The 22,196-nt window shown below is 41.9% G+C and carries 24 protein-coding genes and 1 pseudogene; 21 read left to right on the forward strand and 4 right to left on the reverse strand.

The window, feature by feature from the left end; translation table 11 throughout:
- Positions 1–4: 4 nt before the first annotated feature.
- The 16 genes from R50345_RS11665 to R50345_RS11740 all read left to right on the forward strand — a co-directional run bounded on the left by R50345_RS11665 (position 5) and on the right by R50345_RS11740 (position 13,245).
- Complete coding sequence (locus R50345_RS11665) at positions 5–829, forward strand: LisH domain-containing protein (RefSeq protein ID WP_052414569.1); 825 nt, start codon at positions 5–7, stop codon at positions 827–829.
- 108 nt (positions 830–937) lie between these two features.
- Positions 938–2,197, forward strand: a complete 1,260-nt coding sequence (locus R50345_RS11670; RefSeq protein WP_042126700.1) for an MFS transporter — start codon at positions 938–940, stop codon at positions 2,195–2,197.
- Positions 2,194–3,498 (forward strand): alkaline phosphatase family protein, encoded by a 1,305-nt coding sequence (locus tag R50345_RS11675; RefSeq protein WP_042126702.1) that lies wholly within the window; start codon positions 2,194–2,196, stop codon positions 3,496–3,498. Before R50345_RS11670 ends, R50345_RS11675 begins: the two co-directional genes overlap by 4 nt.
- Before the next feature lie 208 nt (positions 3,499–3,706).
- Complete coding sequence (locus R50345_RS11680; RefSeq protein WP_042126704.1) at positions 3,707–4,789, forward strand: nucleotidyltransferase domain-containing protein; 1,083 nt, start codon at positions 3,707–3,709, stop codon at positions 4,787–4,789.
- 242 nt (positions 4,790–5,031) lie between these two features.
- The gene (locus tag R50345_RS11685) at positions 5,032–5,907 is read left to right on the forward strand and encodes a YitT family protein (RefSeq protein ID WP_197069775.1); all 876 of its coding nucleotides are present in this window, start codon (positions 5,032–5,034) and stop codon (positions 5,905–5,907) included.
- 123 nt (positions 5,908–6,030) lie between these two features.
- Positions 6,031–6,453, forward strand: coding sequence for an Rrf2 family transcriptional regulator (locus R50345_RS11690; RefSeq protein WP_042126709.1), 423 nt, complete (start codon positions 6,031–6,033; stop codon positions 6,451–6,453).
- Positions 6,454–6,567: 114 nt separating this feature from the next.
- Positions 6,568–7,038: a DinB family protein gene (locus tag R50345_RS11695; protein WP_042126711.1), complete on the forward strand. Its 471-nt coding sequence runs from the start codon at positions 6,568–6,570 to the stop codon at positions 7,036–7,038.
- 139 nt (positions 7,039–7,177) lie between these two features.
- Positions 7,178–7,912, forward strand: a complete 735-nt coding sequence (locus R50345_RS11700; protein WP_042126713.1) for a metallophosphoesterase family protein — start codon at positions 7,178–7,180, stop codon at positions 7,910–7,912.
- A gap of 30 nt (positions 7,913–7,942) precedes the next feature.
- Positions 7,943–8,527 (forward strand): GNAT family N-acetyltransferase, encoded by a 585-nt coding sequence (locus tag R50345_RS11705; protein WP_042126715.1) that lies wholly within the window; start codon positions 7,943–7,945, stop codon positions 8,525–8,527.
- 17 nt (positions 8,528–8,544) lie between these two features.
- Positions 8,545–9,285, forward strand: a complete 741-nt coding sequence (locus R50345_RS11710) for a Type 1 glutamine amidotransferase-like domain-containing protein (protein WP_042132096.1) — start codon at positions 8,545–8,547, stop codon at positions 9,283–9,285.
- Positions 9,282–9,821, forward strand: a complete 540-nt coding sequence (locus R50345_RS11715) for a GNAT family N-acetyltransferase (RefSeq protein WP_042126717.1) — start codon at positions 9,282–9,284, stop codon at positions 9,819–9,821. The genes R50345_RS11710 and R50345_RS11715 overlap by 4 nt, the downstream gene beginning before the upstream one ends.
- Positions 9,822–9,834: 13 nt before the next feature.
- Complete coding sequence (locus R50345_RS11720) at positions 9,835–10,206, forward strand: hypothetical protein (RefSeq protein ID WP_052414570.1); 372 nt, start codon at positions 9,835–9,837, stop codon at positions 10,204–10,206.
- A gap of 30 nt (positions 10,207–10,236) precedes the next feature.
- Entirely contained in the window at positions 10,237–10,560 is a 324-nt protein-coding gene (locus R50345_RS11725) for a low molecular weight protein tyrosine phosphatase family protein (RefSeq protein WP_042132098.1), read from the forward strand.
- Positions 10,561–10,709: 149 nt separating this feature from the next.
- Positions 10,710–11,585: a VOC family protein gene (locus R50345_RS11730; RefSeq protein WP_042126719.1), complete on the forward strand. Its 876-nt coding sequence runs from the start codon at positions 10,710–10,712 to the stop codon at positions 11,583–11,585.
- Positions 11,586–11,690: 105 nt separating this feature from the next.
- Positions 11,691–12,587 (forward strand): beta-1,6-N-acetylglucosaminyltransferase, encoded by an 897-nt coding sequence (locus tag R50345_RS11735; RefSeq protein WP_197069776.1) that lies wholly within the window; start codon positions 11,691–11,693, stop codon positions 12,585–12,587.
- A gap of 22 nt (positions 12,588–12,609) precedes the next feature.
- Positions 12,610–13,245, forward strand: coding sequence for an NAD(P)-dependent oxidoreductase (locus tag R50345_RS11740; RefSeq protein ID WP_042126721.1), 636 nt, complete (start codon positions 12,610–12,612; stop codon positions 13,243–13,245).
- Positions 13,246–13,318: 73 nt separating this feature from the next.
- Here the strand turns inward: R50345_RS11740 and R50345_RS11745 are convergent, their stop codons facing one another.
- On the reverse strand, positions 13,319–14,074 hold the full coding sequence (locus tag R50345_RS11745) for an MBL fold metallo-hydrolase (protein ID WP_042126722.1): 756 nt from the start codon (positions 14,072–14,074) through the stop codon (positions 13,319–13,321).
- Positions 14,075–14,325: 251 nt separating this feature from the next.
- Between R50345_RS11745 and R50345_RS11750 the strand changes: the two genes are divergently transcribed.
- The 4 genes from R50345_RS11750 to R50345_RS11765 all read left to right on the forward strand — a co-directional run bounded on the left by R50345_RS11750 (position 14,326) and on the right by R50345_RS11765 (position 18,751).
- Positions 14,326–16,344: a Na+/H+ antiporter gene (locus R50345_RS11750; RefSeq protein WP_042126724.1), complete on the forward strand. Its 2,019-nt coding sequence runs from the start codon at positions 14,326–14,328 to the stop codon at positions 16,342–16,344.
- Positions 16,345–16,346: 2 nt separating this feature from the next.
- On the forward strand, positions 16,347–16,877 hold the full coding sequence (locus R50345_RS11755) for a GNAT family N-acetyltransferase (protein ID WP_231574162.1): 531 nt from the start codon (positions 16,347–16,349) through the stop codon (positions 16,875–16,877).
- The gene (locus R50345_RS11760; protein ID WP_042126725.1) at positions 16,874–17,338 is read left to right on the forward strand and encodes a DIP1984 family protein; all 465 of its coding nucleotides are present in this window, start codon (positions 16,874–16,876) and stop codon (positions 17,336–17,338) included. Before R50345_RS11755 ends, R50345_RS11760 begins: the two co-directional genes overlap by 4 nt.
- A gap of 516 nt (positions 17,339–17,854) precedes the next feature.
- Complete coding sequence (locus R50345_RS11765; RefSeq protein ID WP_042132101.1) at positions 17,855–18,751, forward strand: DegV family protein; 897 nt, start codon at positions 17,855–17,857, stop codon at positions 18,749–18,751.
- Between the two features lie 127 nt (positions 18,752–18,878).
- Here R50345_RS11765 and R50345_RS11770 read toward each other — a convergent pair whose 3' ends face one another.
- Positions 18,879–19,304 carry a threonine/serine exporter family protein gene (locus tag R50345_RS11770; RefSeq protein ID WP_042126727.1) on the reverse strand — a complete coding sequence of 142 codons (426 nt, stop codon included), beginning with the start codon at positions 19,302–19,304 and terminating at the stop codon, positions 18,879–18,881.
- A gap of 27 nt (positions 19,305–19,331) precedes the next feature.
- Entirely contained in the window at positions 19,332–20,090 is a 759-nt protein-coding gene (locus R50345_RS11775) for a threonine/serine exporter family protein (protein WP_042126730.1), read from the reverse strand.
- Positions 20,091–20,341: 251 nt separating this feature from the next.
- Between R50345_RS11775 and R50345_RS30770 the strand changes: the two are divergent.
- Positions 20,342–20,761 (forward strand): annotated as a pseudogene (locus R50345_RS30770) (ArsB/NhaD family transporter); the annotation flags it as partial.
- A gap of 102 nt (positions 20,762–20,863) precedes the next feature.
- Here R50345_RS30770 and R50345_RS11785 read toward each other — a convergent pair.
- Positions 20,864–22,126, reverse strand: coding sequence for a DNA polymerase IV (locus R50345_RS11785; protein ID WP_042126734.1), 1,263 nt, complete (start codon positions 22,124–22,126; stop codon positions 20,864–20,866).
- Between the last annotated feature and the right edge of the window lie 70 nt (positions 22,127–22,196).

The raw sequence follows: 22,196 nt of genomic DNA on the forward strand, positions 1-22,196 counted from the left end.
AGAGATGGCTGGACAAAAAATGACGGTTATGCTGTTTCAACAATGGGTGAGCGATAAGGAACAGTGGGTACAGCTTAGAGATTTACTGATGAAGGAGAGCAACCTTCCCGGGCAACGAGTGAATTTGGAGCTCTCAGGAGATTTTGCCAAACATTTTGCCCATCCTAAACTAACAGAAACAGACTGGGAGTTTCTTAATTCCTGGGCTAATCTTACAGAGGCAGAAGCTGGGGTGAATGATCCCCGTGAGTTTCTGCCGTTTTGTGCGGTTAGAGCGCTGGGCGCTTATTACAGCTACGCTAATGAAGAACAGAAAATTACGATTCAGAGCATTATTAAGACAGCTATGAACGACTCCAGATGGAGGATGCGTGAAGCGTCTGCTATGGCGCTGCAAAGTATAGGGGAGGATGGTTTTGCCATTGTCAGGCAGCTGATCGACTTGTGGGAAGAGGGTGCGAACGGGCTTGAACAAAGAGCTTTTGTAGCAGCGTTAGCGCATCCTCCTCTTTTAAAAAAGAAAGAGAATACGCTTTATTGTCTTCAGTTGGCTACTCGAATCATGGAAAATATGGGTAGTGGGGAAGTGCAATATGAGGACGCTGAGCATTTTCGTGTATTATCTAAGGGGCTTGAATACAGCTTAAGTGTATTTGTGGCGAGTGAACCTGAATCGGGCTTTGCCATGCTGGAGAAATTCGCTAAGAGCCCTGATAAGCGAATTATTAAGATTGTGAAGAGTAATCTTGGTAAGTCACGTTTGAGTAAGAAGTATGCTCTACAGGTTGCTGAGATCCTCAAGAGTTTGACAATACAGGAGAGGACATGAGGATCAGCTTTCCATTGGAATTATGAAGTATAGTTTTACATACATTTAACATGCCACATACGCTTAAGTGATATAACAGAAAGAACTAGGTGAAAAGGTGGCTGTTAGATGAAACTAAGTAAAGAGGAAAAATCATGGATTCTTTATGACTGTGGAAATTCTGCGTATTCGATGGCGGTTACAACGGCATTACTGCCCATTGTTTTTGGAATGTTTACGAATGTGAACAGCAGTATGGATTTGGGGTATTTTAATTCCATTGCGAGTATTTTGGTGGCGATCTTAAGCCCGATTTTAGGGACGATGGCAGATTACAAGGATAAGAAGAAACGCTTCTTCATATTTTTCTCATTGATCGGTGTGATAGCTACAGCTTCACTGGCTTTCGTTGCGCCTGCAAGCGGACAATGGCAGCTATTGATTGTATTTTATATTTTGTCGGTAATAGGTTTTGCGGGAGCTAATATTTTTTATGATTCTTTTTTGGTGGATGTAACCACGGACGAAAGAATGGATAAGGTATCTTCAAAAGGTTTTGCTTTTGGATATATCGCCAGTGTCATTCCCTTCGGTATCAGTCTACTTCTGATTCTGTTTATGGGGATGGACAAATCGATTGGTTATCAGATTGGATTTATAATCACAGCCCTTTGGTGGGGACTGCTGACCATGCCTATGATCAAGGATGTGCAGCAAAGATATTACATAGAACCTGAACCCAAACCGATCATTAATAGCTTTAAAAGATTGGGAGACACGTTTAAAAATGTCAGACAGCATAAAGTAGTATTTGTATTCTTGATCGCCTACTTTCTCTATATTGATGGGGTAGATACGATTATTAAAATGGTAGTGCCATATGCCACATCGGTACTGGGTGCGGATGCTTTTGATACCTTTACTTTACTGGGGATCTTATTAGTTATCCAGATCATCGCATTTCCGTGTGCTATCCTGTATGGTAATCTCGCCAAAAAATACTCAGCTAGAACGATGATCATCGTAGGGATTTTTACATATATCATTTCCTGTATCGCGGCTTACTTTATTACTTCAGTGTGGCATATATTTATTCTGGGAGCGCTAATTGGTTCCGCCCAGGGAGGGATTCAAGCACTCAGCAGATCTTATTATGCGAAGATTATTCCTAAGGAAAAATCCAATGAATTCTTTGGGTTTTACAATATCTTTGGTAAGTTTGCGGCGATTGTTGGTCCTGCTGTAATGTCATTAACAACTACCCTAACAGGCAACGCTAAATTTAGTATTTTAGCCATTATCCCACTATTCATTATTGGATTCTTCGTATTTATAACTTTACCTAAAGAGCAACTTGAACAAGATGAACCGAAGGGACTTATCCTATGAAGTCAAGCAAAGATCAAACGGCAATGGCCAAACATCTGATCGTCATCTCTTACGATGCCTTTTCAGAAGACCAATGGGAAATGGCCAGCCGTCTTCCGAACTTATCGAAATTGATTAAGAACGGAGCGCATAGTAATCAATTAAAAAGTGTATATCCCACGCTCACTTATGTGGTGCATACTACGATAGCAACCGGTGTATATCCAGATAAGCATGGTATCCACCATAACAATCCATTTCAGCCGTTTGTGAAGGAAAAGGAGCAAAGCTGGTTCTGGTTCAGAAATGCGATAAAGGTGCCCACGATTTACGATGCTGCGCGCGAGCATAACATGAGTACCGCTGGAATTCTCTGGCCAGTATCAGGGAAATCCTCAATCCAATACAATATCCCTGAAATCAGAGCTATCAAAAAAGAAAATCAAGCACTGAAGGTGTTAAAAAGCGGGAGCCCATTATATTGTATCGAGATGGAGTTGAAATACGGACGGCTTCGAAAAGGGATTGAGCAGCCCTATCTGGATGACTTCACGACAAAGTGTGCGATAGAAACGATTAAGCGTAAAAAACCTAATCTTCTGATGATGCATTTGATTGATCTGGATGACGCCAAGCATATTTACGGCACTGACAGCGATGAAGTGAAGCAGGTAATCACACGCATGGATAAACGGCTAGGCGATATTATGCAAGCAGTGGATGAAGCCGGAATAAAGGATGACACAGTTTTTTTAGTTTTGGGTGACCATGGCCAGTTCAATGTTAGATACAAAGTGCATTTGAACAACCTTTTACAGGAAAAAGGGCTGATCTATGAAGAAAATGGTGAGATGAAGTGGAGAGCTTACTTTCAGTGCGGGGGCGGAGCCGCTTATCTACATATCAAACAAGGTGATGAAGAAGCTGAACAATTAGCATTAGCTGCGATTCGGGAGGATATGAAAGATGACGCTTCTGGCATAGAGGAATTGTATGCAAGAGAGGAGCTGGATCATCTACATGTGGGCCAATCTACTAGGTATATGCTTGAAGCTAAGAAAGGCTATTGTTTCGATGAAAGCATGGATGAACCAACCATTGTTGATTTGGACAAACAAGGAATTAAATATGCTACTCATGGCTACTCTCCCGAAAAAGAGGATTACAGATGCAACTTGGTGATCTCAGGGACTAAGGTGAAAAGTGATTTTCCCATAGGGGATCTCAGAATGGTAGATATAGCTCCTACGATGGCAAAGATTTTAGGAATTGACTTTAATCCTTGTGACGGAAGACCTTTAGATGAAATTTTCATTTACTAAAGCAAGCTGTGAGAAAAACATTCATTATTTACTAAATAACGCGTTGGTAGAGAAGATTCGTCTCTTGCCAGCGCGTTCTTTGTTTACCTAGAAGGAGGAGGGCTTGTACTTGGTATAGATTAAATATAGATAAAGTCGGAATACTCACTAGAACAAGATCCATATACAATGGAATTAAAATGTATTGTGAGGAAGAGGGGAATTGGATATGGATGCTGATATTAGACAAAAAATTTTAAATAAAAATGACAGACTTATTAGTATGGTTATTGAACGTGCTAAGAGAGATTTTCCTGATGACATTGCAATCATTGGGCTTACAGGTTCTTTCAGTACCGGAGATTTTCATGAAAAAAGCGATCTTGATCTAATCATAATTAATAATACAGCCCAAGGCTGGGGGATATCTTCGTGTTTTATTCTGGAGGATGTTGGATACGACATCTATTGTACGCCATGGGAAACAAGGATAGAAGATCAAGCGAATCTTGAGAGCCCAATGATTTCGTGTCTGATAGATTTAGAACTGTTATATTGTGCGAAACCCGAATATCTGGAAAAGCTAAATTTATATAAACAGAGAGCGCTCGATGCTTTGGCAAAGCCTATTGGGAGTGAATGTATTAGCAGAGCGAAAAAGAATATAGACATAGCAAAACAAGAATATACGAATACATTACTTTCTGAGGATATCGGAGCAGTGAGGTATGCTTCATGCGAAGTAGTGTACAATTTGGTAAATGCTTTAACACATTTGAACAATACCTATTTTAAACGGGGACTTAAGAGATATCTGGAGGAAATAGCTACATATCGTTACATTCCTGATGATTTTGAAATGAAATATATGGCTGTGATCGATGCGAAGACTGTCATTGAAATCAGAAGCGCATCATATAGATTTTTAGAAAACGTTAATGATTTATATAATAAAATGTATAAGGATTTTGTGATTCAACCTGTCCCAACCTATGATAATCTTGGCGGGACCTTTGAGGAACTGTGGTGTAACAGCCGCAATAAGGTTATAGCAAGTGTAGAATTAAATGATAAATCTTATGCTTATTATGTAGCGATGGGCATACAAAATTTTCTTGATGAAATGACAGAATCAAGGGGAACCCAAAAGTTTGATCTTATGCAGTATTTTGATTCTGATAATCTACATTTATTTAAAGAGCAATTTTTGCAGGTCATGGATGAATATCTGGAAGAATACAATAAGTTAGGCAGGAAAGTTGTACGATACGATACTTTTGAGCAATTATATAACGAATATATGAGGGTATAGCTGATTTAGCGGATAATGAAGATTACCAGATTACGAATTTTCGTAGTCTGGTTTTTTCATTTTTTTATGGAGCGATAAGATTATTTTAAGTCATATGGGTAGAATAATAGATATTATACTAGTGGCGTCTGATTTGCCAAAGTGGTGACATTTATTATAGACTATTTTTTGTCGGCTTTTGTCCAGTGAATATTGTTCACTTGTAGTGATATAAAAAAACTAATTTGAAGCGGGGAAATGGAATGCATGGTATGAGACAGCATCAAAAATCAAATAAGCTGAAGATATTTTCAAAAGTCATATTAATTATTATAGGGGCACTAATTACTTCATATGGTCTGGAATCGGTATTAATACCCAACAATGTCTCAGATGGTGGTGTAACAGGGCTGAGTATCGTTGGTTCACAGCTGTTTGGATTGCCGTTAGGACTGCTAATTGTTCTAATTAACATCCCTTTTGTATGGCTAGGATATAAGCAAATTGGTAAAAGCTTTGCTGTTTATTCCATTATCGGTATTGCGTCACTTGCCATTGGTACAAGCCTTATGCATCATGTGCCAACGATTATTGAAGGAGATACATTGTTAATTACTGTTGTCGGCGGGATTATCATCGGTTTTGGTATGGGGTTAGCGTTACGTAATGGCGGGGCGTTAGATGGGATAGATATGTTGGCCGTATTACTTTCAAGAAAAATACCTTTTGGGACTAGTGATCTAATCTTGTTCCTAAACATGTTTGTCTTTATTGTTGTTTCAACAGCGTTTGGTCTACAAGGGGCGATTCTATCCGCACTTGCTTATTTTATTGCTTCTAAAGTGATTCATATTGTTGAAGAAGGATTGAGCGGTTCTAAAACTTTTAAAATCATTACAGTTCAACCGGAAATCATGGTAGAGACGATTCGTGACCGATTGGGTCGTGGGGCAACCTATACAGATGCTTATGGCGGCTACTCTAATGAACAATTCAAAGAAATCACCTGTGTAATTAACCGTCTGGAAGAAAGCAAAATCAAAGATATCATTCATGAAATTGACCCTAACGCTTTTGTTGTAGTATATGATGTAGCAGAAGTTAAGGGCGGTAATTTCAAGAAGCACAATATTCATTAATTGCGATCTTGAAGTTTTATCTCCTCAAGTGTTTGACAAATGCATAAAATGTAACTATTATTGTTGCATCTGAATAATGCACTTGTTACTAGCACGTCAGTAAGGCAGAAGGAGAGATTTCCAATGAACATCAGCACCCGATTTGCGGTAGCTATTCATATATTAACGTTAATCGACAGTAATAAAGAGGGCAAAAGCACCTCGGAGTGGATAGCTGGTAGCGTGAACACAAACCCTGTAGTTATTCGCCGGCTAACGAGTATGCTGCAAAAAGCAGGGCTGGTAACCGCCCGCCCGGGAGTCGCAGGAGCTTCGCTTTCACGTAGCAGCGCTGAGATTACACTACTTCAGATTTATAAGGCAGTAAACGCGGTGGAAGAGGATTCACTGTTCTCGGTTCATGAGCACCCTAACCCGGAATGTCCAGTCGGCAAAAATATTGCCAGCGCTATTGTACCCGTATTCTCGAACGCGCAAAAGGCGATGGAGAATGTCCTTCAGGAGGTTACTTTGGAGCAGATTGTCAATGAAATGCCGGAAATATAATTACTCCATATCTCAACGTAGAATGAAGACCACAACATGTGCTAACGTGATTGTGGTCTTTTTTTTGCAGAGACTAAGGGGTTTTATAAAAAAATAGAAAAGAGGCTGATTTTTTTGAATACTACTATGGTTGATGTCTTAAAGGGTCAGTTTGAGCCAACGTTAGAGATGCTTACTCGATTAGTAGAAGAATGTCCTGATGAGCTTTGGTTTGACCGACAAACGAACTATTGGAAGCATATCTTTCATGCCATTACGGGGATTCAATTTTGGTTTAGAGAAGGAAGTGAAGTATTTCACATACCTACCTTAAATAAAGATATCACACCTGATTTGGATAAGGAATGTACGGAGGATCCGACGAAAGCGGAAATGGGTGCTTATGTGCAAGAAATGATAGAAAAGTCTCACTCTTTTATAGAACCATTAAACGACCAGTCTATTTTCGAACCTTGTGACGTATATAACGAATTCACTAAGGCTGATGTTATTCTAATGCAGATCAGGCACATCCAACATCATGTTGGTTATTGCAATCATATTTTAAATTCTCATAATCATAAGGCTGTTCAATGGCTTGGTTAGGGGACTAATGACTCAAAGAAGGGAAGTAAGACATAATTATAGAATCTGTATTTAGAAGGTAGGTAACAAAAGATAGAGGGTATAATACAATCTATATAGTTTACAAAGCTGAAGTGGAAAAATGAACGGAGGATCTACAGTGGAACAAATCGCATTAATCTCAGATATACATGGAAATATCCCGGCTTTGACAGCCGTACTGGATGATATTAAGCAGCGTGGAATTAGCAGGATATTTTGCCTGGGAGATATTGTTGGAAAAGGGCCGAATTCAGATCTAGCCGTTGATATCATTAAGAACAATTGTGAAATCAGTGTTATGGGAAACTGGGATGATTTAATGAATCAGGATGTTGATTTTGAAATGGCCCGGTGGAGCCGGAAATTGTTAGGGAAAGAACGTCTTGCTTATTTGGGTACATTACCGTTCTCGATTGAGTTTATGATGAGTGGTAAGTTTATTCGGTTATTTCATGCTTCGCCGCGAAGCTACTATGAACGGATTCAGCCTTGGGACGATTACGAGAAACGACTGTCTATGTTTGGTTGTTCCGATCTGTGCCAGGAGAAGCGACAAGCGGATATCGTTGGTTATGGGGACATTCATAATGCTTTTATTCAACATATAGAAGGGAAGACTTTATTTAATGTAGGCAGCGTGGGGAATCCTCTGGATGTCACTCAGGCATCTTATGTGATTTTGGAGGGGGAGTATGGAGGAGTGACAGGAGCTTCTTTGAACATACAATTTGTAAGAGTCCCTTATGATATTGAGTTGGCCATTCAACAAGCCGTAGACGCGGTTATGCCAGCTACAGAGCCATATATACGAGAGCTTAGAACTGCGCAATACAGGGGAAATGTGCGGGGATAGAAATACCAAAAAAGTAACGGAGGGAACAAATTGAAGCTTAGTCACGTATTTGAGCATTTCCCTACTTTAGAAACTGAACACTTAACACTAAAAAAGATTGAAGTTAGTAACCTCGAAGAGGTATTTGGAATTTATAGCAATGATCAAGTGTTTGAGTACTGTGGTATTATTCCGAAGCATAATAAAGATACAGTGAAAAATATGATTGGACATTTTGAGCGGGATTTTAACAAAGGGGTAAGAGTGAAGTGGGGGATTTTCCGCAAAAATAATCCGTACATATTGCTAGGTATCATCGAAGCTATGGATTTTAATCAAAAAGTGGATATGGTTACGATTGGGTATTTTTTAGCGGAATCTTATTGGGGAAAAGGGATTGCAACTCAGGCGATTCAAGCAGTGAAAAAATATTTATTTGAAACTGCAGAGGTCAATCGAATCCAAGCAGAGGTCATGCCTTTTAATGAGCGGTCCAAGCGGGTGCTCCTAAAAAGTGGCTTTATGAAAGAGGGAACGTTAAGGCAAGCTCATGTATGGTCAGGTAAAGGTCTCGTTGATTTGGAGATTTACAGCATCCTTGCAGAGGAATACGGAAAGGGAGAAAGTGGATCCTAGTGAAAGTAGGGGAGATTATGGGGACTATCGTGGTCATAGGTGGGGGAGAGCTAATCGATCTGGAAACGCTAGAAATGGATCGTGAAGTTGTGAAGTTAACCCAAAAAGCTAATCCGAAAGCATTATTTATTCCAACAGCTAGTAGTGATGCTCCAGGTTATTGTGATACGTTCAACAAAGTGTACGGCGAGATTCTAGGCTGTGAGACAAGTCATTTATTACTTGTGAGTCAAACCTATACCCATGAAGAAATCGTTGAGCTTATTACGTCCGCTGATCTGATTTATGTTGGTGGAGGCAATACCCGAAAAATGCTGGAGATTTGGAACAATACCGGTGTGGCTGCTCTTCTAAAAGATGCTTACACCTCTGGGACCGTATTAGCAGGGCTGAGTGCAGGATCTATTTGCTGGTTTGAATATGGGCATAGTGACTCTGAAGCGTTCGACGACCAAGGGGAATGGCAGTATATTAAACTTGAAGCAATGGGTATTCTGCCTGGTATTCATTGTCCGCATTATAATGAGGATATTCGGGTTGAGGATTTTTCGCGTATGGTTAAAGGTGGAGGGTTGCCTGGCATCGCAGTGGATAATAACTGTGCCATCATCTACAAGGATCATGAATTTAAGGTGATGTCGACCAGAGAAGAAGCCAAAGCCTACCGTGTGATGGACACCGAGCAAGGGGTTGTCGTTACGGAAATCGAAGAACATCTAAGCTACAGACCTCTTAAAGAACTGTATGGTGCGCTATGATTATTTTTGAGCAGCAAGAGATCAGGCTAAGAACACTCGAACCGGGTGATGCTGGGTTGCTTATGAAATGGCTCTCAGATCCTGTTGTACTGGAATTTTACGAAGGTCGTGATCGACCGCATGATCTGGAGCTGGTTAGGAAGCATTTTTATGAGGATCGAGATGAAGTCACGCGGTGTATTGTGCAATATAGGGAGCAGGATATAGGATACCTCCAGTTCTATCTGATTGATGAAGAAGAAGTAGAGGAATACGGTTATACAGAATTTAAAGGTAAAATATTCGGGATGGACCAGTTCATTGGTGAGGCGGAGTGGTGGAATCAAGGCATAGGCTCGCAGCTCATCAAAAAAACAGTTAACTATCTTATTGAAAACAAACAGGCTGTTAAAATCGTAATGGACCCGCAAGCTTGGAATAAGAGAGCGCTGAGGGCATATGAGAAAAGTGGCTTTGTAAAGAAGAAATACCTTGAGAAGCATGAAATGCATGAAGGAGAACTAAGAGATTGTTGGTTGATTGAATATGAGGTGTAGAGAGGAGGGGGCCATGAAAACAAATCAGATTTATATCATCCTAGCGAGTTTTATTCTTGGGATTTCATTTATTATTGGATGTTCATTTATTAATGGCGATAAAGAAACGAAAGTCGATCAAGAACAGACTCCATCGATAACAACAGCGGATAAGCTGCTTATGGATATTAAAGAGACGGCCTTATACCTGAATTTGACTGAAGCTCAGGTGATGAATATTATTACAACGGAGCATAACAGTTTAAAGCTTGGGTCTTTTCCTGGTACTCCCTTTCCTTATATAAATGTAGACAATAAATATCTTTTTAACAAAGACTTATTATCAAAATGGGTTGCGGAAGCCTCCTTAAATAGGAGAGTTTATCTGAACGGACAAACAAAATAAGGTTTTACTCGGATAAGGAAGGTGCGCTCTATTAAACTACTGTTCGTCTGCAGCCAGAATCGTTGGCGGAGTCTAACTGCGGAGAAGATATTTCAAGGAATCGACGGTCATGAAGTGAGATCTGCTGGAACAGAGGATCAAGCCAGAATCAAACTTTCTGCGGGGCATGTGGGCTGGGCGGATGTTATTTTTGTGATGGAGAAGAAGCATGTTCGAAGAATTCAAGATAAATTTAGAGACATTGTAATCGGCAAAAGAATAATTTGTCTGAATATATCAGATGATTATAAGTATATGGATGAAGACTTAATTGGACTTCTGGAGTCCAGTGTGTCTGAATATTTACAGGAATAGCTCTTCTAAGGATGTTATGAATCATGTTTGGCTGTGAATCAGTCGGCATGATTTTTTTTATTGGTAATTGACAAACATATAGAAGGTAACTATACTAAAGATAGTTAATTTGTAACTGAACAAGTTACAGGAGATTGGGAGGAAACATTATGACAACTAAAACAACACTTCATCCGGACGTAGCAATTGGTCTGGTACAAATTAGGGTAAGTAATTTAGAGCGTTCGCTCACTTTTTATAAGAACGTTGTGGGACTAAGTGTCTTGCGGCAATCTGGCCGTGAGGTAGAAATGACTGCTGATGGCGAGAATGTGTTATTGATTCTGCGGGAGATTGAGAACGCAAGGGTGCTTCGCCCGAACTCTGTGGCTGGACTGTATCATTTTGCCATCCTTGTTCCGGATCGTCCGAGCCTGGGACTTGTTGTTCGCAACTTGATTGCTTCAGGGATTGAAGTAGGTCAGGGGGATCATTTGGTGAGTGAAGCGCTGTACATTCAGGATCCAGACAACAATGGAATCGAAATTTATCGAGATCGTCCTAAGGATACATGGAAGTATGATGCAGAAGGTCATGTAGTGATGACAACGGATCCAGTAGATGTAGATGGATTGTTGGCAGCTTCTGAAGGTTTACAATGGAACGGGTTGCCTGCTGGAACAGTAATCGGCCATGTGCACTTTCATGTAGGTAATTTAACTAAGGCGAAGGAGTTCTACGTTGGTTTGCTTGGATTTGATCTAGTAGCTAATTATGGCAGTGCGGCAATGTTTATCTCCGCAGGTGGGTATCATCACCATATTGGGTTGAATATTTGGGCGGGGCAAGGTGCACCTGCGGCTCCTGCTGATGCAGTAGGAATTGATTATTTCACCTTACTTTTCCCGAATGAAGAGGAACGTGCGGCTGTCGTTGAGCGTGTTCAGCAGGCTGGCTACACTGTTGTGGAAGAGAACGGGGACCCTACATTCAAAGATCCTTGGAACATTGGGATCAGACTCATCGTGAAGAGTCACACGAAATAACTAATCTTTGGGAAAATAAACCTTTATATGGATAAAAAGAACTATTCATTCTCGTCCATTTATTTTATAATATTTGGAAATAGATGGTCGGAAGGGTGAAGGTTGTTGGAATCATTCAAAATGGCGTATGTGATCCTTTGTCACAAAAATTCTGAACAGATCAATATGCTAATCGATAGTTTAACTAGTGAATCCGTCGAGTTTTTCCTGCATGTCGATCAGAAAAGTGATATTGAAGCTGACATTACCCATCGTGATGATATCCATTTTGTGGAAGATCCTATTGATGTACAGTGGGGACATTATAGTCAGATTGAATGTATTTTGAAGTGTTTTGCGCTGATCAAACAACATGGGAAGTTCAGTTATATTCACATTATAAGTGGTCAGGATATGCCCCTTGCTTCCAATGAGGTTATTCTTGAGTTCTTTAAGGAGAATCAGGGGGATGAATTTGTGAAGTATCTCCAATTACCGAACGTTTCTGAAACGTGGGGATGTTATGAGCGGGTATCGGTTTATTATCCTAGATTCTTGATCTCAAGGACCAGACGTATGGCAGCTATTAGAATGAGGTATATTAAATTAGTAATGAGTGTTCCGTTCCTGCAAAGAAGGTTGGACGCTCTCCCAAAAGCACTATACAAAGGCTCGAACTGGATGTCCATTACAGGTGAATGTATGGAATACATCATGGAGTTCATTTCTACTACTCCGGAGTATGTTAGATTTTTTAAGAACTCACTATGTGGTGATGAAATCTTCTTCCATACGATTATTTTGAATAGTACTTTTAAGAGCAATGTACGGAGTGAAATTAAAAGGTATACAGACTGGGAAACAGGACCGGATTATCCTCGAACGTTAACGCTAGAAGATTATGAACGGATCACTCGTACCGCTGGTACAGAATGCTTTTGGGGTAGGAAGTTTGATCTGGATATTGATAGAGCCATCGTTCAGAATCTCCTTAATATAAATTCTAAAATAAAAATATCGTAAACACATACAGGAGGACAAGCTTATGAAAATCGCAGTTGTTGGAGCAAGTGGAAAAGCCGGAAGCCGAATCACTCAGGAAGCACTAGATAGAGGCCATGAAGTTACAGCCATTGTACGGGATGCATCGAAAGTTACAAATAAGAAGGCAAAAGTTATTGAAAAGGATGTATTTGCGCTTACCGCTGAAGATTTAAAGGGTTTTGATGTGGTGGTAAATGCTTTTGGAGCACCGTTTGGACAAGAGCATCTGCATGTGGAGGCCGGAAATGTGCTTATTGAAGCGTTGAAGGATGCCCCTAACACAAGATTGATTGTAGTTGGAGGTGCGGGAAGTCTATATGTAGATGAAGCTAAGACGCTTAAAGTGATAGATACCCCTGATTTCCCTGACTTTATCAAGCCAACGGCTACGAATCAAGGGAAGAACCTGGAGATTCTGCAAGGTACAGATTCCCTGTCTTGGACTTTCGTTAGCCCATCCGCTAATTTTGCTATAGGGACAAGAACGGGGTCTTACGTAAAAGGTAAAGATAATCTGCTTGTGAATTCCAAGGGTGAGAGCTATGTGAGCTATGAAGATTATGCGATTGCTATTGTAGATGAGATTGAACAACCACAGCATATTCGCGAGCGCTTTACAGTTGTTTCGGAATCTTAAGTGAGTATAACGAGTAGGGATCAACTATGAATAAGAAGGCAGAGCCATCCGGGCTCTGCCTTCTTGTATATACTTATTCTTTTTCTTCAGCAATTTCAGCAATTCGTTTCTTTGCATCACCGCGATAAATCCCGCCATGATAGCAAATGACCTTCTCAATTTCATACTCAGAGAACTTAGCCAGAGAGGATAAGGCTAACTTCATGTCAGGCGTTGCCGAAGGAGTGGGCCCATGCAGCTCACCGTCTTGAACCGTTAGCGCATCCGCGGCAATCAGCGTACGGCTATTATGATGGTACAGACTCAGATGCCCAGGGCTATGTCCTGGTGTATGAATAATCGTAATTCCCCCGGCAAGAGGCAGCATTTCCCCATCCATGAGGGTTTGATCTACTCTTCCCTTAGGGGGATGGGATAACACGGATAGGAAAGCGTGGCGCCATTCCTCTGGTACATGAGGGGGGATCATGGCTTCTGCCGCTGCTAAAGCTTCAGGGGTGTGTTTAAGGAGCATCCGCTCTCCTTCAATATAAGGCTTTTCGATTTCATGAGCCAGAACAGTAAGGCTTAGGCTTTCATCTGATAACAGGGCAGGTAAGCTCCCAATATGATCTAAATCTTGATGTGTGATGATTACAGTACGTAGTTGTTCCCAAGGTACGTGGGCTTCTTTTAGAGCCTCTTTGAACATGGGGAGCAGGCCCGGAAATCCAGTGTCGACGAGTACAGCTGAATTTTGATCCCAGAGCAATGTGGGGTAAATGGTGTCACTGCCACCCATAACCTGTGCTGTAATCTCTAACATTTCTATTCCACTAGCAATATGCATAAGATCCCTCCATGATTGGTAATAAGAGCGATGCCGTTAGGCTAATGCATATAATACTCAAAATAAATTATGATTTCAATAGTGTAATTTATTATTATAACACATAAAAATATTTTTGTCAATATTCATTTGATGTATTTTTTGTGGAATTTCTAGATGAAAATGATCTTTAGGATCGCCTTACGCTTGATTTTGCCCTCAACTAAAAATTTGCGATATAATAATCAAATAAAAATGGGAGCTGATGTGGTTTGGAGACTTTTCTAGTTGTACTCGTCCTACTGGGGCTTATCGCAATATCCAATATCATAAACCGATTCATTCCCTCTGTACCGATACCGTTAATTCAGATTGGTCTGGGTGTAATGGCTGTGTTAATGCCTTTGGGAATACATATGACACTGGAACCGGAGCTGTTCTTCGTGTTATTCATTGCTCCGCTTTTGTTTAATGATGGGAAACGAACACCAAGAAATGAATTATGGAACTTACGTGGCCCGATATTAATGCTGGCACTGGGTTTGGTTTTTGCCACGGTGCTTATTGCTGGTTATTCGATTAACTGGATGATCCCAACGATTCCACTAGCGGCTGCATTTGCTCTGGCAGCAATCTTATCGCCGACAGATGCAGTCGCAGTCAGCGCCATCGCTGGAAGGGTGCATCTTCCGAAGAGTATTCATCGCATTCTAGAGGGTGAATCATTAATGAATGATGCCTCTGGGCTTGTTGCCTTTAATTTCGCCATTGCCGCAGCAGTTACGGGTGTGTTTTCTTTACCGAAAGCCTCCATTAGCTTTGTAGTTATAGCTGTAGGCGGGTTGATTGTCGGGGCATTATTGGCTTTTCTTCTGATCCGGCTAAGTGTAATTATTCGCAGGCTGGGGATGGAGGATATCACGGTGCATGTGCTGCTGCAGATCCTAACCCCTTTTATTATCTATCTGATCAGTGAAGAGATAGGGGTATCTGGCATTTTAGCAGTGGTTGCAGGAGGGATTATTCATGCGGTGGAGAAGGACCGTGCTGTATCTCCGCAGTATAAGCTGCAACTGGTATCCGCCAGTACATGGTCTGTTCTACTCTATATATTGAACGGTCTGGTCTTCCTTATTCTCGGTTTATCTATTCCAGACGTTATTGAAGTAATCTACCGTGATACGGCCGTGGATAATCTTATGGTCGTTGGTTATGTATTAGCCATTACCGTGCTGCTGTTTGTACTACGGTTTCTATGGGTGTATGTGTTCTCTCTAGTGGGATCTCGTCTGCGGAAAATAGAAAAATCGTCAGTTAAGTCACTATTAATCCTCACCATTTCAGGAGTGCGTGGAGCGGTTACCTTAGCAGGTGCTTTCTCGATTCCTTTTGTTCTAGGGGATGGATCGCCATTTCCTGAGCGTGATTTAATCATCTTTATCGCTGCAGGTGTTATTCTTATGTCGCTGCTGATCGCCAGTATCTTTTTGCCAATTCTAGCAGGTAAAGAAGAGCCGGTTGCCGAATCAGGTGATACAGGAGCCGAGCAGGCGGCCAAATCTAAGGTTATTGCTGCCGGTATAACCATGCTGCAAAGTATGATGACAGAAGAGAGCAAGGAATCCGCATTGCCAGCTTTGAGTGAATTTAGAGATAAGGTTTATAGTCTAAACCGTGAGGACCAAGCGAATGATCCAGCACTCGAGGACTTCCGCCGCTTGGGGGTTGAAGCAAGGATTGTAGGTCTGCAAGCCGAGCGCAAAGAGCTGAACCAATTGCTGGAGAACAATGAGATTCCCGCCTCAGTTGCTCAGAAGCTGGAAGAATTCCTGGATCATAGTGAAGTCTTTCTAGCTAGGAGTCTGAATTCTCAAATTAGAATATCGATTACCGAGATTAGACGGCTGTTTGCGGGGATGTTCTCAGGACAGAATGAAGGGGAAGCTAGCCAACAAATGCTGCGACAGGCTGAATGTGCAAGAGAAGCGAAAATTGCTATGGCCCAAGCAGCTATAGCTGCTGTTAATGCGAGTAAGAACGAGAATAACCGAAAAGCAGTAGAGAAGATTGCAAGCAGTTATGAGCAGCTAATCTCACGTCTAGAGCAGGGGAAAGGCTGGACTAAGGATGGTCTTGTGGATGATCAAAAGCTTGAAATGAAGCTGAAAGCCATTCAAGAGCAGCGGGATAAGGTGCAGCAAATGTACCAGGATGGAACCATTAACCGCAAGCTAGCCGGCAAGTTACGCAAGTTCGTAGATCATTTGGAGACATCGATTTGGGAGGATTAGCTGTGTTAAACAAAGTAATGGGAGAGAGCTTGTTATTTACTGAAATTCGTGAAGAACATCTGGCAGATGTACTTGATATTTATAACTATTATGTGCTTAACACCACGGTATCTTTTCACACGGAGCCCTTAGGTTTGGATGAAATGCGTCAATCCGTGATGAATGATGATCCGCGATTCAAATCGTACGTGATTTTATCCTGGGATAATATCATTCAGGGTTATGTACTGATTGCTAGACATAAGAGCAAACCGGCTTATGATACCTCTGGGGAGATCAGTGTGTATTTGAAACCGGCTTGTGTGGGTAATAGAATAGGACAGCATGCCTTACGCTTTATTGAAAAGAGGGCTGCCGAGCTGGATTTTCATGTATTAGTAGCTACTGTATGCGCAGAGAATGAACGCAGTCGCCAGCTTTTTTTGAATAATGGATATGAGCAATGCGCTTACTTTAAGGAGATTGGCTGTAAATTTGGTCGAAAATTAGATATCGCCAGCTATCAGAAAATCTTAGGAGGAATTCAGATATGAAACTCGCGGAAGCGTTAGTGAATCGGAGTGATCTTACCCGTAAAATCGCGCAGCTAAAGCAGCGCCTGGAGCGAGTCGTTAAAGTTCAAGAGGGTGAGGAGCCGGCTGAACAGCCAGAGGTTCTTTTACAGGAGTTAGAAAGAGCTGTGAATGAACAGACGATTTTGATCCGAGCGATTAATCGAACGAATTCATCTGTGGCTTTCAATGAGAACTGGAGTATTGCCGATGCGCTAGCGGAACGGGACAAAATGCTACAGCTGCGGAAGCTACTTAGCGATTTGCTTGAACAGGCTTCCATTACTCAGGACCGTTATAGCCGCTCAGAGGTTCGTTTTCAGAGAACGGTGGATGTCGTTCAGATTCAGAAGCAGATGGATGATCTATCGAAGTCTTACCGTGAGTTGGATTTTAAGATTCAGGAGAAGAACTGGACGGTATCCTTAACTATACCGCAATAAGAAATACCACAGCAGAAGGTAACTGGTCTTCATAAAGGTGAGCGCAACCCGCCAACAGGGGAAGTTGGAAAATTGACAGATGCCGGGCCATATCTGACCAAATGATAATTTAGCCCCGTACTGTAACAAATGTAAAGTGTACCTATTAATGTAACTACCAAGCGCTGATTTATGGAAGAACGGTGAGGGCGGGGACGGGGATATTTTACTGTGGTTTAGCTTTTTCATAACATGAAGTGAGTCTTTTAGGATAGGTATATTTGTCATATATAATGTGAAATAATGTCGAATAATGTTGAAATAAATTGAATAAAATTTGCATGAACGGCCTGTTTTGCCTATATTAACGCTTGTTATCCTGTATAATTTACGAATACGCGGATTACTTAACCGCTGTTCAATTTTCAAGTTGATTATTCAGGATGAGCGTGTGATTCACTGGTCTGAAATTCGTGGCCCTTGTCTCCTCATTCATTCTACTATTCCCTTTATGAAAGAGAGAAGTGACAAGTGACCATGAAATCAATTGCCTGGGTAACCGACAGTACAAGTATAATAGATCCGGAATTCGCCAAGAACAATCATGTGTATATTATTCCGTTACGAATTATTATCAACAACGAATGTTATAAAGAAAATATAGATATTACAATCGATGACTTCTATGAGAAAATGCGTCAGCATGAAAAGGTAGGCAGTTCACAGCCTCCAATCGGTGAGTTTATCGAGCTATACGAACGGTTGAAGGAAGAATACGATGAAATTATCGCTGTACATCTATCGTCAGAACTCAGTGGCACCTACAATGCTTCGATGCAAGGCGCCGAAATAGCGGAGGCCAATGTAATTGGAATTGATGCCAAGGTAGGCGCTTATCCGATCAGAGAAATGATCATGCGCGGTATACATTGGCAGAAGAAGGGCCTTTCTGGACTGGAAATTAAAGCGAAGATTGAAAATATTATTCAGAATATGTCCTTTTACTTAATTCCTGCGAGCTTGACACAGCTTCATCGCAGTGGACGTGTTTCTGGATCACAATTTGTACTTAGTCAATTGCTGCGCATAAACCTGCTGCTTCGTTTTGACGAAGGGAAGGTCGTTGTTGTGGAGAAGATTCGCACGATGAAGAAGACGCAACAGACGCTTTTGGATATATTTAAACAGGATGTAGGGCTTGTTAGTGATGTATGCATCATGCATTCTAATAATTTAGAGATGGCACTTAAGCTGGAAGAGGACATCAAAGCGATGGCCCCTGACTTACGTACAGAGATTATGACATATATTCCTGCTGTGGCTGTTCATGCGGGTGAAGGTACTGTAGGGCTGTCCTGGATCAAGAACACTAGCATCAATAGTATTCATCCGGATGTTACACCCGCAGCCTTTCCGGAAGCAGCACTTGTATAGAGATGGAATCAAGTATAGTGTGAAACTTATACTTTCTTATATTTGAACAAAGAAATCGCTCCTTGGGAGATGGATGGGTGACCACCATTGTACCAAAGGGCGATTTCTTTTTGTTGAAAATATGTTGTTATTTGATTGCGCGGCGCCGGAACATTTGTCCAATTACATCACTTAGCACGAGTCCAGCTGCAATGGCTCCAGAGAGCATTAATGCCCGGACAGCGATTTCTACAGCCAGAGTATAGTCCTCTTCCACAAATTTACGCATAGCATCGTAAGCGAGGCCACCCGGAACAAGTGGGATAATACCACCTACACTAAAAATAATAACCGGCATTTTGAAGGATCGCGCAAAAAACTGGCTGACGATGCCCACTATTACACTAGCTGCAAACGTAGCTACAACAGGTCCGAACTCTACATTAAGAAGCACATACACCATCCAGCCCACCATTCCGGCAAAACCACACTGTAGTAGTGAGCGCTTAGGCGCATTAAATAGAATACAGAAGGTTGCCGCGGCGATAAAACTGGTTATAAGTTGCAAAATCATGAAGGGCTAACCTCTTTCACATGGATATTAAAATAGTGATAGTACAAGCCCGATACCTGTACCGATCGCAAATGCAGTTAGAAAGGCATCGGCACCCTTGGATATGCCTGAGACAAGATGACCGGCCATCAGATCACGAACGGCATTAGTAATGAGTAGTCCGGGTACTAGAGGCATAACGGAGCCGATAATGATTTTGTCCATCTCTTGACCAATTCCCAGCTTTACAGAACAGAAGGCTAGAAGTCCGATCAGGAAGGAAGCAGAAAACTCTGCGAAGAATTTAGTCTGCACTAAACGATGCAGATAAATGACCGCAGCGAAGCCTAGTCCGGAAATCGGCAAGGCGGGGAGAGCATCCCACAAACTGCCTTTAAACATAACGGTGAAGCAAGCACCTGTAAGGGCGGCTGCTAAGATCTGCAACCATACGGGATAGACAGGTGAGGCTTCATCGACTTCTCCTAATTTTGCACGGGCTTCCTCAGCTGTAATCTGACGTTCGCTCAGACGCCGAGAAATGTCATTGACCTCCGATACCTTCTGCAGATCTGTTGTTCGTTCCGCAATCCTGTATAACTTAACAGGCTCTATTCTATTTGTGGTGAACATAATTACGGTTGGCGTCACATAACTGTGTGCTCCCGGGAACCCGAGAGATCCAGCCATTCGCGTCATCGTATCTTCAACTCTGGATGTTTCTGCACCATTCTGCAGCATGATCTTGCCAGCAAGAAGACAGAGATCAACGATTTCATAATAGGTAGTGTTACTCGTACTATCCAACTTCTCCGATCCTCCCCTGGAATGTTATATCTATAATTCCACATATCCGATTGTCGCCTTATTGATTGAAAATATCAAGCCTAAAATAGTATTACCATGAATAAATCTCATACTTAAAATGCTCGAAAAAGATACAATTTAGAAGAGTTGGCATTACATCCAGTTCCTACCAATTGTACATGCATAAAATATAGTGAATAGGACAGGTTGGGCTTGTCTTATATTTTTGCAGGTATAAAGGAGGAGTGATCATGACTTTCGGCATTGGAATAACAACCTTTGTCTTCATAATGGCTATGCTAGTTATTTTTATGAGACCGGGAGGCATTAATGAAGCATGGCCAGCATCAATCGGGGCTGGGATTTTATTGTTAACGGGAATTGTGTCTGGTAGTGATATTGCTGATATTATCGGGAAAATAGGTGGGGCGTCTATCACTATTATGGCCACCATCGTCATGGCGGTAATACTAGAAAGTTTCGGTTTTTTTAACTGGGCGGCTGCACGACTTGTGATTTTGTCAAAAAGATCGGGACATCGTTTATATTGGTATATTCAATTATTATGCTTTTTGATGACTCTTTTATTCAATAATGACGGAAGTATCTTGATCACGACTCCAATCTTAATATTACTCCTAAGAAATCTTCATCTAAAACCTCATCAAAAGTTCAGAAGGTGGAAGAACTTCAATCGCTATAGAGAGGTCTTGAACGACATGGAAAACGCAAAGATCAAAATATGCCAAGGGACTTTTTTAAGAAATTTTCGCTCATTTATAGTGTCCGCCGATCTTTCCAGACCTGTCCTTAAGCTGCCCGGCGTCTGTGAAAGAAGCTGCCCGTCCAATGATCGTCTCCCCGTATTTATTTTTGAGAGCATCGGTGGCCCGCTCGAGTTCACGATAGCGAGGGCGAGACTCAAATAGCGTTAGCTGGTACTGGCTTTCGTCAGATAGATTGGACAAGCTTAAGTGAATTCTGCGTACAGGCTGGCCGTCCCAGTGTAGCTTAAAGAGCGAAAGAGCAGCCTCATATACTAACAGGGTGGCATTCGTAGGGTCACTCATTGTAGTCTGTCTTGAGAAGCCTGTTGGGTCATCAAAGCTGGCACCTTGGCAGCCGACAGACACGACTGCACCATGTACTTTCAATTTGCGGCAACGTCTACATACAAGCTCAGACAGCTCTAGGATGATGGTCTTGATATCTTGCAGCTTATAGTAATCCCGTGGCAGCGTCATTTGGTGCCCAACACTTTTGGGTGCGACTTCATAGGTGCTGGGGCTCACGGGGCTGTCATCGATTCCATTGGCTATCCGCCAATATAGCTCGGCATCGATATCACATTTTTTGTGGAATTTCTCCCGCATGCGCCATTTTAGCTCGCTTAACGGCATCTGTGCCAAATGGCCAATCGTTGTGATACCCATACTCTGGAAGTGAACAGACATGCGGCGGCCTACCATGAATAGCTCGCTAATGGGGAGGGGCCAGAGTACATCGGGAAGTTGTTCTTTAGTGAGGGTGAATATACCCGCTTTGTTCTTCTTGGCCCACAGGTCGCAGGCCATTTTGGCGGTAACCTTGGAGTATCCAATGCCAATGCGCGCACGTACGCCTGTATTTCTGAGAATTAGATCTTGAATGGCGGTGGCAATCTCGCTTGGGCTGCCAAATAAACTGAGGCTACCGCTGACATCTATAAACTGCTCATCGATAGAATAGGGTTCTACCTGGTCACTAAATTTGCGCAGAATGTCTGTGATTTGAGAGGAGACGTCGATATATTGCTGCATATGCGGTCTGACCACGATGACCTCGGGGCATTTCGCCAGCGCTTCTTTCAACGTCTCGGCAGTAGTAATGCCAAAAGATTTGGCTATAGGACAGGCAGCAAGTACAATACCGCTCCGTCGAGCGGGGTCTCCAGCGACGATAAGTGGCTTGTTGCTGTACTGCGGATTAGAGGCTTTCTCCACGGAGGCATAGAAGCTTTGGCAATCGGATAGCATAATGACACGCTCTTTATTCATAGGTTCACACGCTCCAGGTGAGGTAGAGATACATTAGATTTTTTCTTCTTATTATAATACGAACATATGA

The organism is Paenibacillus sp. FSL R5-0345 (genome assembly GCF_000758585.1).
Lineage (GTDB): Bacteria > Bacillota > Bacilli > Paenibacillales > Paenibacillaceae > Paenibacillus_AQ.

What these genes read in the sequence shown, in the direction of transcription:
- R50345_RS11670 (WP_042126700.1), top strand. Translation starts at nt 938, where the DNA reads ATGAAACTAAGTAAAGAGGAAAAATCATGGATTCTTTATGACTGTGGA.
- R50345_RS11785 (WP_042126734.1), bottom strand. Translation starts at nt 22,126, where the DNA reads ATGAATAAAGAGCGTGTCATTATGCTATCCGATTGCCAAAGCTTCTAT.
- R50345_RS11730 (WP_042126719.1), top strand. Translation starts at nt 10,710, where the DNA reads ATGACAACTAAAACAACACTTCATCCGGACGTAGCAATTGGTCTGGTA.
- R50345_RS11675 (WP_042126702.1), top strand. Translation starts at nt 2,194, where the DNA reads ATGAAGTCAAGCAAAGATCAAACGGCAATGGCCAAACATCTGATCGTC.
- R50345_RS11680 (WP_042126704.1), top strand. Translation starts at nt 3,707, where the DNA reads ATGGATGCTGATATTAGACAAAAAATTTTAAATAAAAATGACAGACTT.
- R50345_RS11745 (WP_042126722.1), bottom strand. Translation starts at nt 14,074, where the DNA reads ATGCATATTGCTAGTGGAATAGAAATGTTAGAGATTACAGCACAGGTT.
- R50345_RS11760 (WP_042126725.1), top strand. Translation starts at nt 16,874, where the DNA reads ATGAAACTCGCGGAAGCGTTAGTGAATCGGAGTGATCTTACCCGTAAA.
- R50345_RS11740 (WP_042126721.1), top strand. Translation starts at nt 12,610, where the DNA reads ATGAAAATCGCAGTTGTTGGAGCAAGTGGAAAAGCCGGAAGCCGAATC.
- R50345_RS11770 (WP_042126727.1), bottom strand. Translation starts at nt 19,304, where the DNA reads ATGATTTTGCAACTTATAACCAGTTTTATCGCCGCGGCAACCTTCTGT.
- R50345_RS11685 (WP_197069775.1), top strand. Translation starts at nt 5,032, where the DNA reads ATGCATGGTATGAGACAGCATCAAAAATCAAATAAGCTGAAGATATTT.
- R50345_RS11690 (WP_042126709.1), top strand. Translation starts at nt 6,031, where the DNA reads ATGAACATCAGCACCCGATTTGCGGTAGCTATTCATATATTAACGTTA.
- R50345_RS11665 (WP_052414569.1), top strand. Translation starts at nt 5, where the DNA reads ATGGCTGGACAAAAAATGACGGTTATGCTGTTTCAACAATGGGTGAGC.
- R50345_RS11710 (WP_042132096.1), top strand. Translation starts at nt 8,545, where the DNA reads ATGGGGACTATCGTGGTCATAGGTGGGGGAGAGCTAATCGATCTGGAA.
- R50345_RS11720 (WP_052414570.1), top strand. Translation starts at nt 9,835, where the DNA reads ATGAAAACAAATCAGATTTATATCATCCTAGCGAGTTTTATTCTTGGG.
- R50345_RS11715 (WP_042126717.1), top strand. Translation starts at nt 9,282, where the DNA reads ATGATTATTTTTGAGCAGCAAGAGATCAGGCTAAGAACACTCGAACCG.
- R50345_RS11765 (WP_042132101.1), top strand. Translation starts at nt 17,855, where the DNA reads ATGAAATCAATTGCCTGGGTAACCGACAGTACAAGTATAATAGATCCG.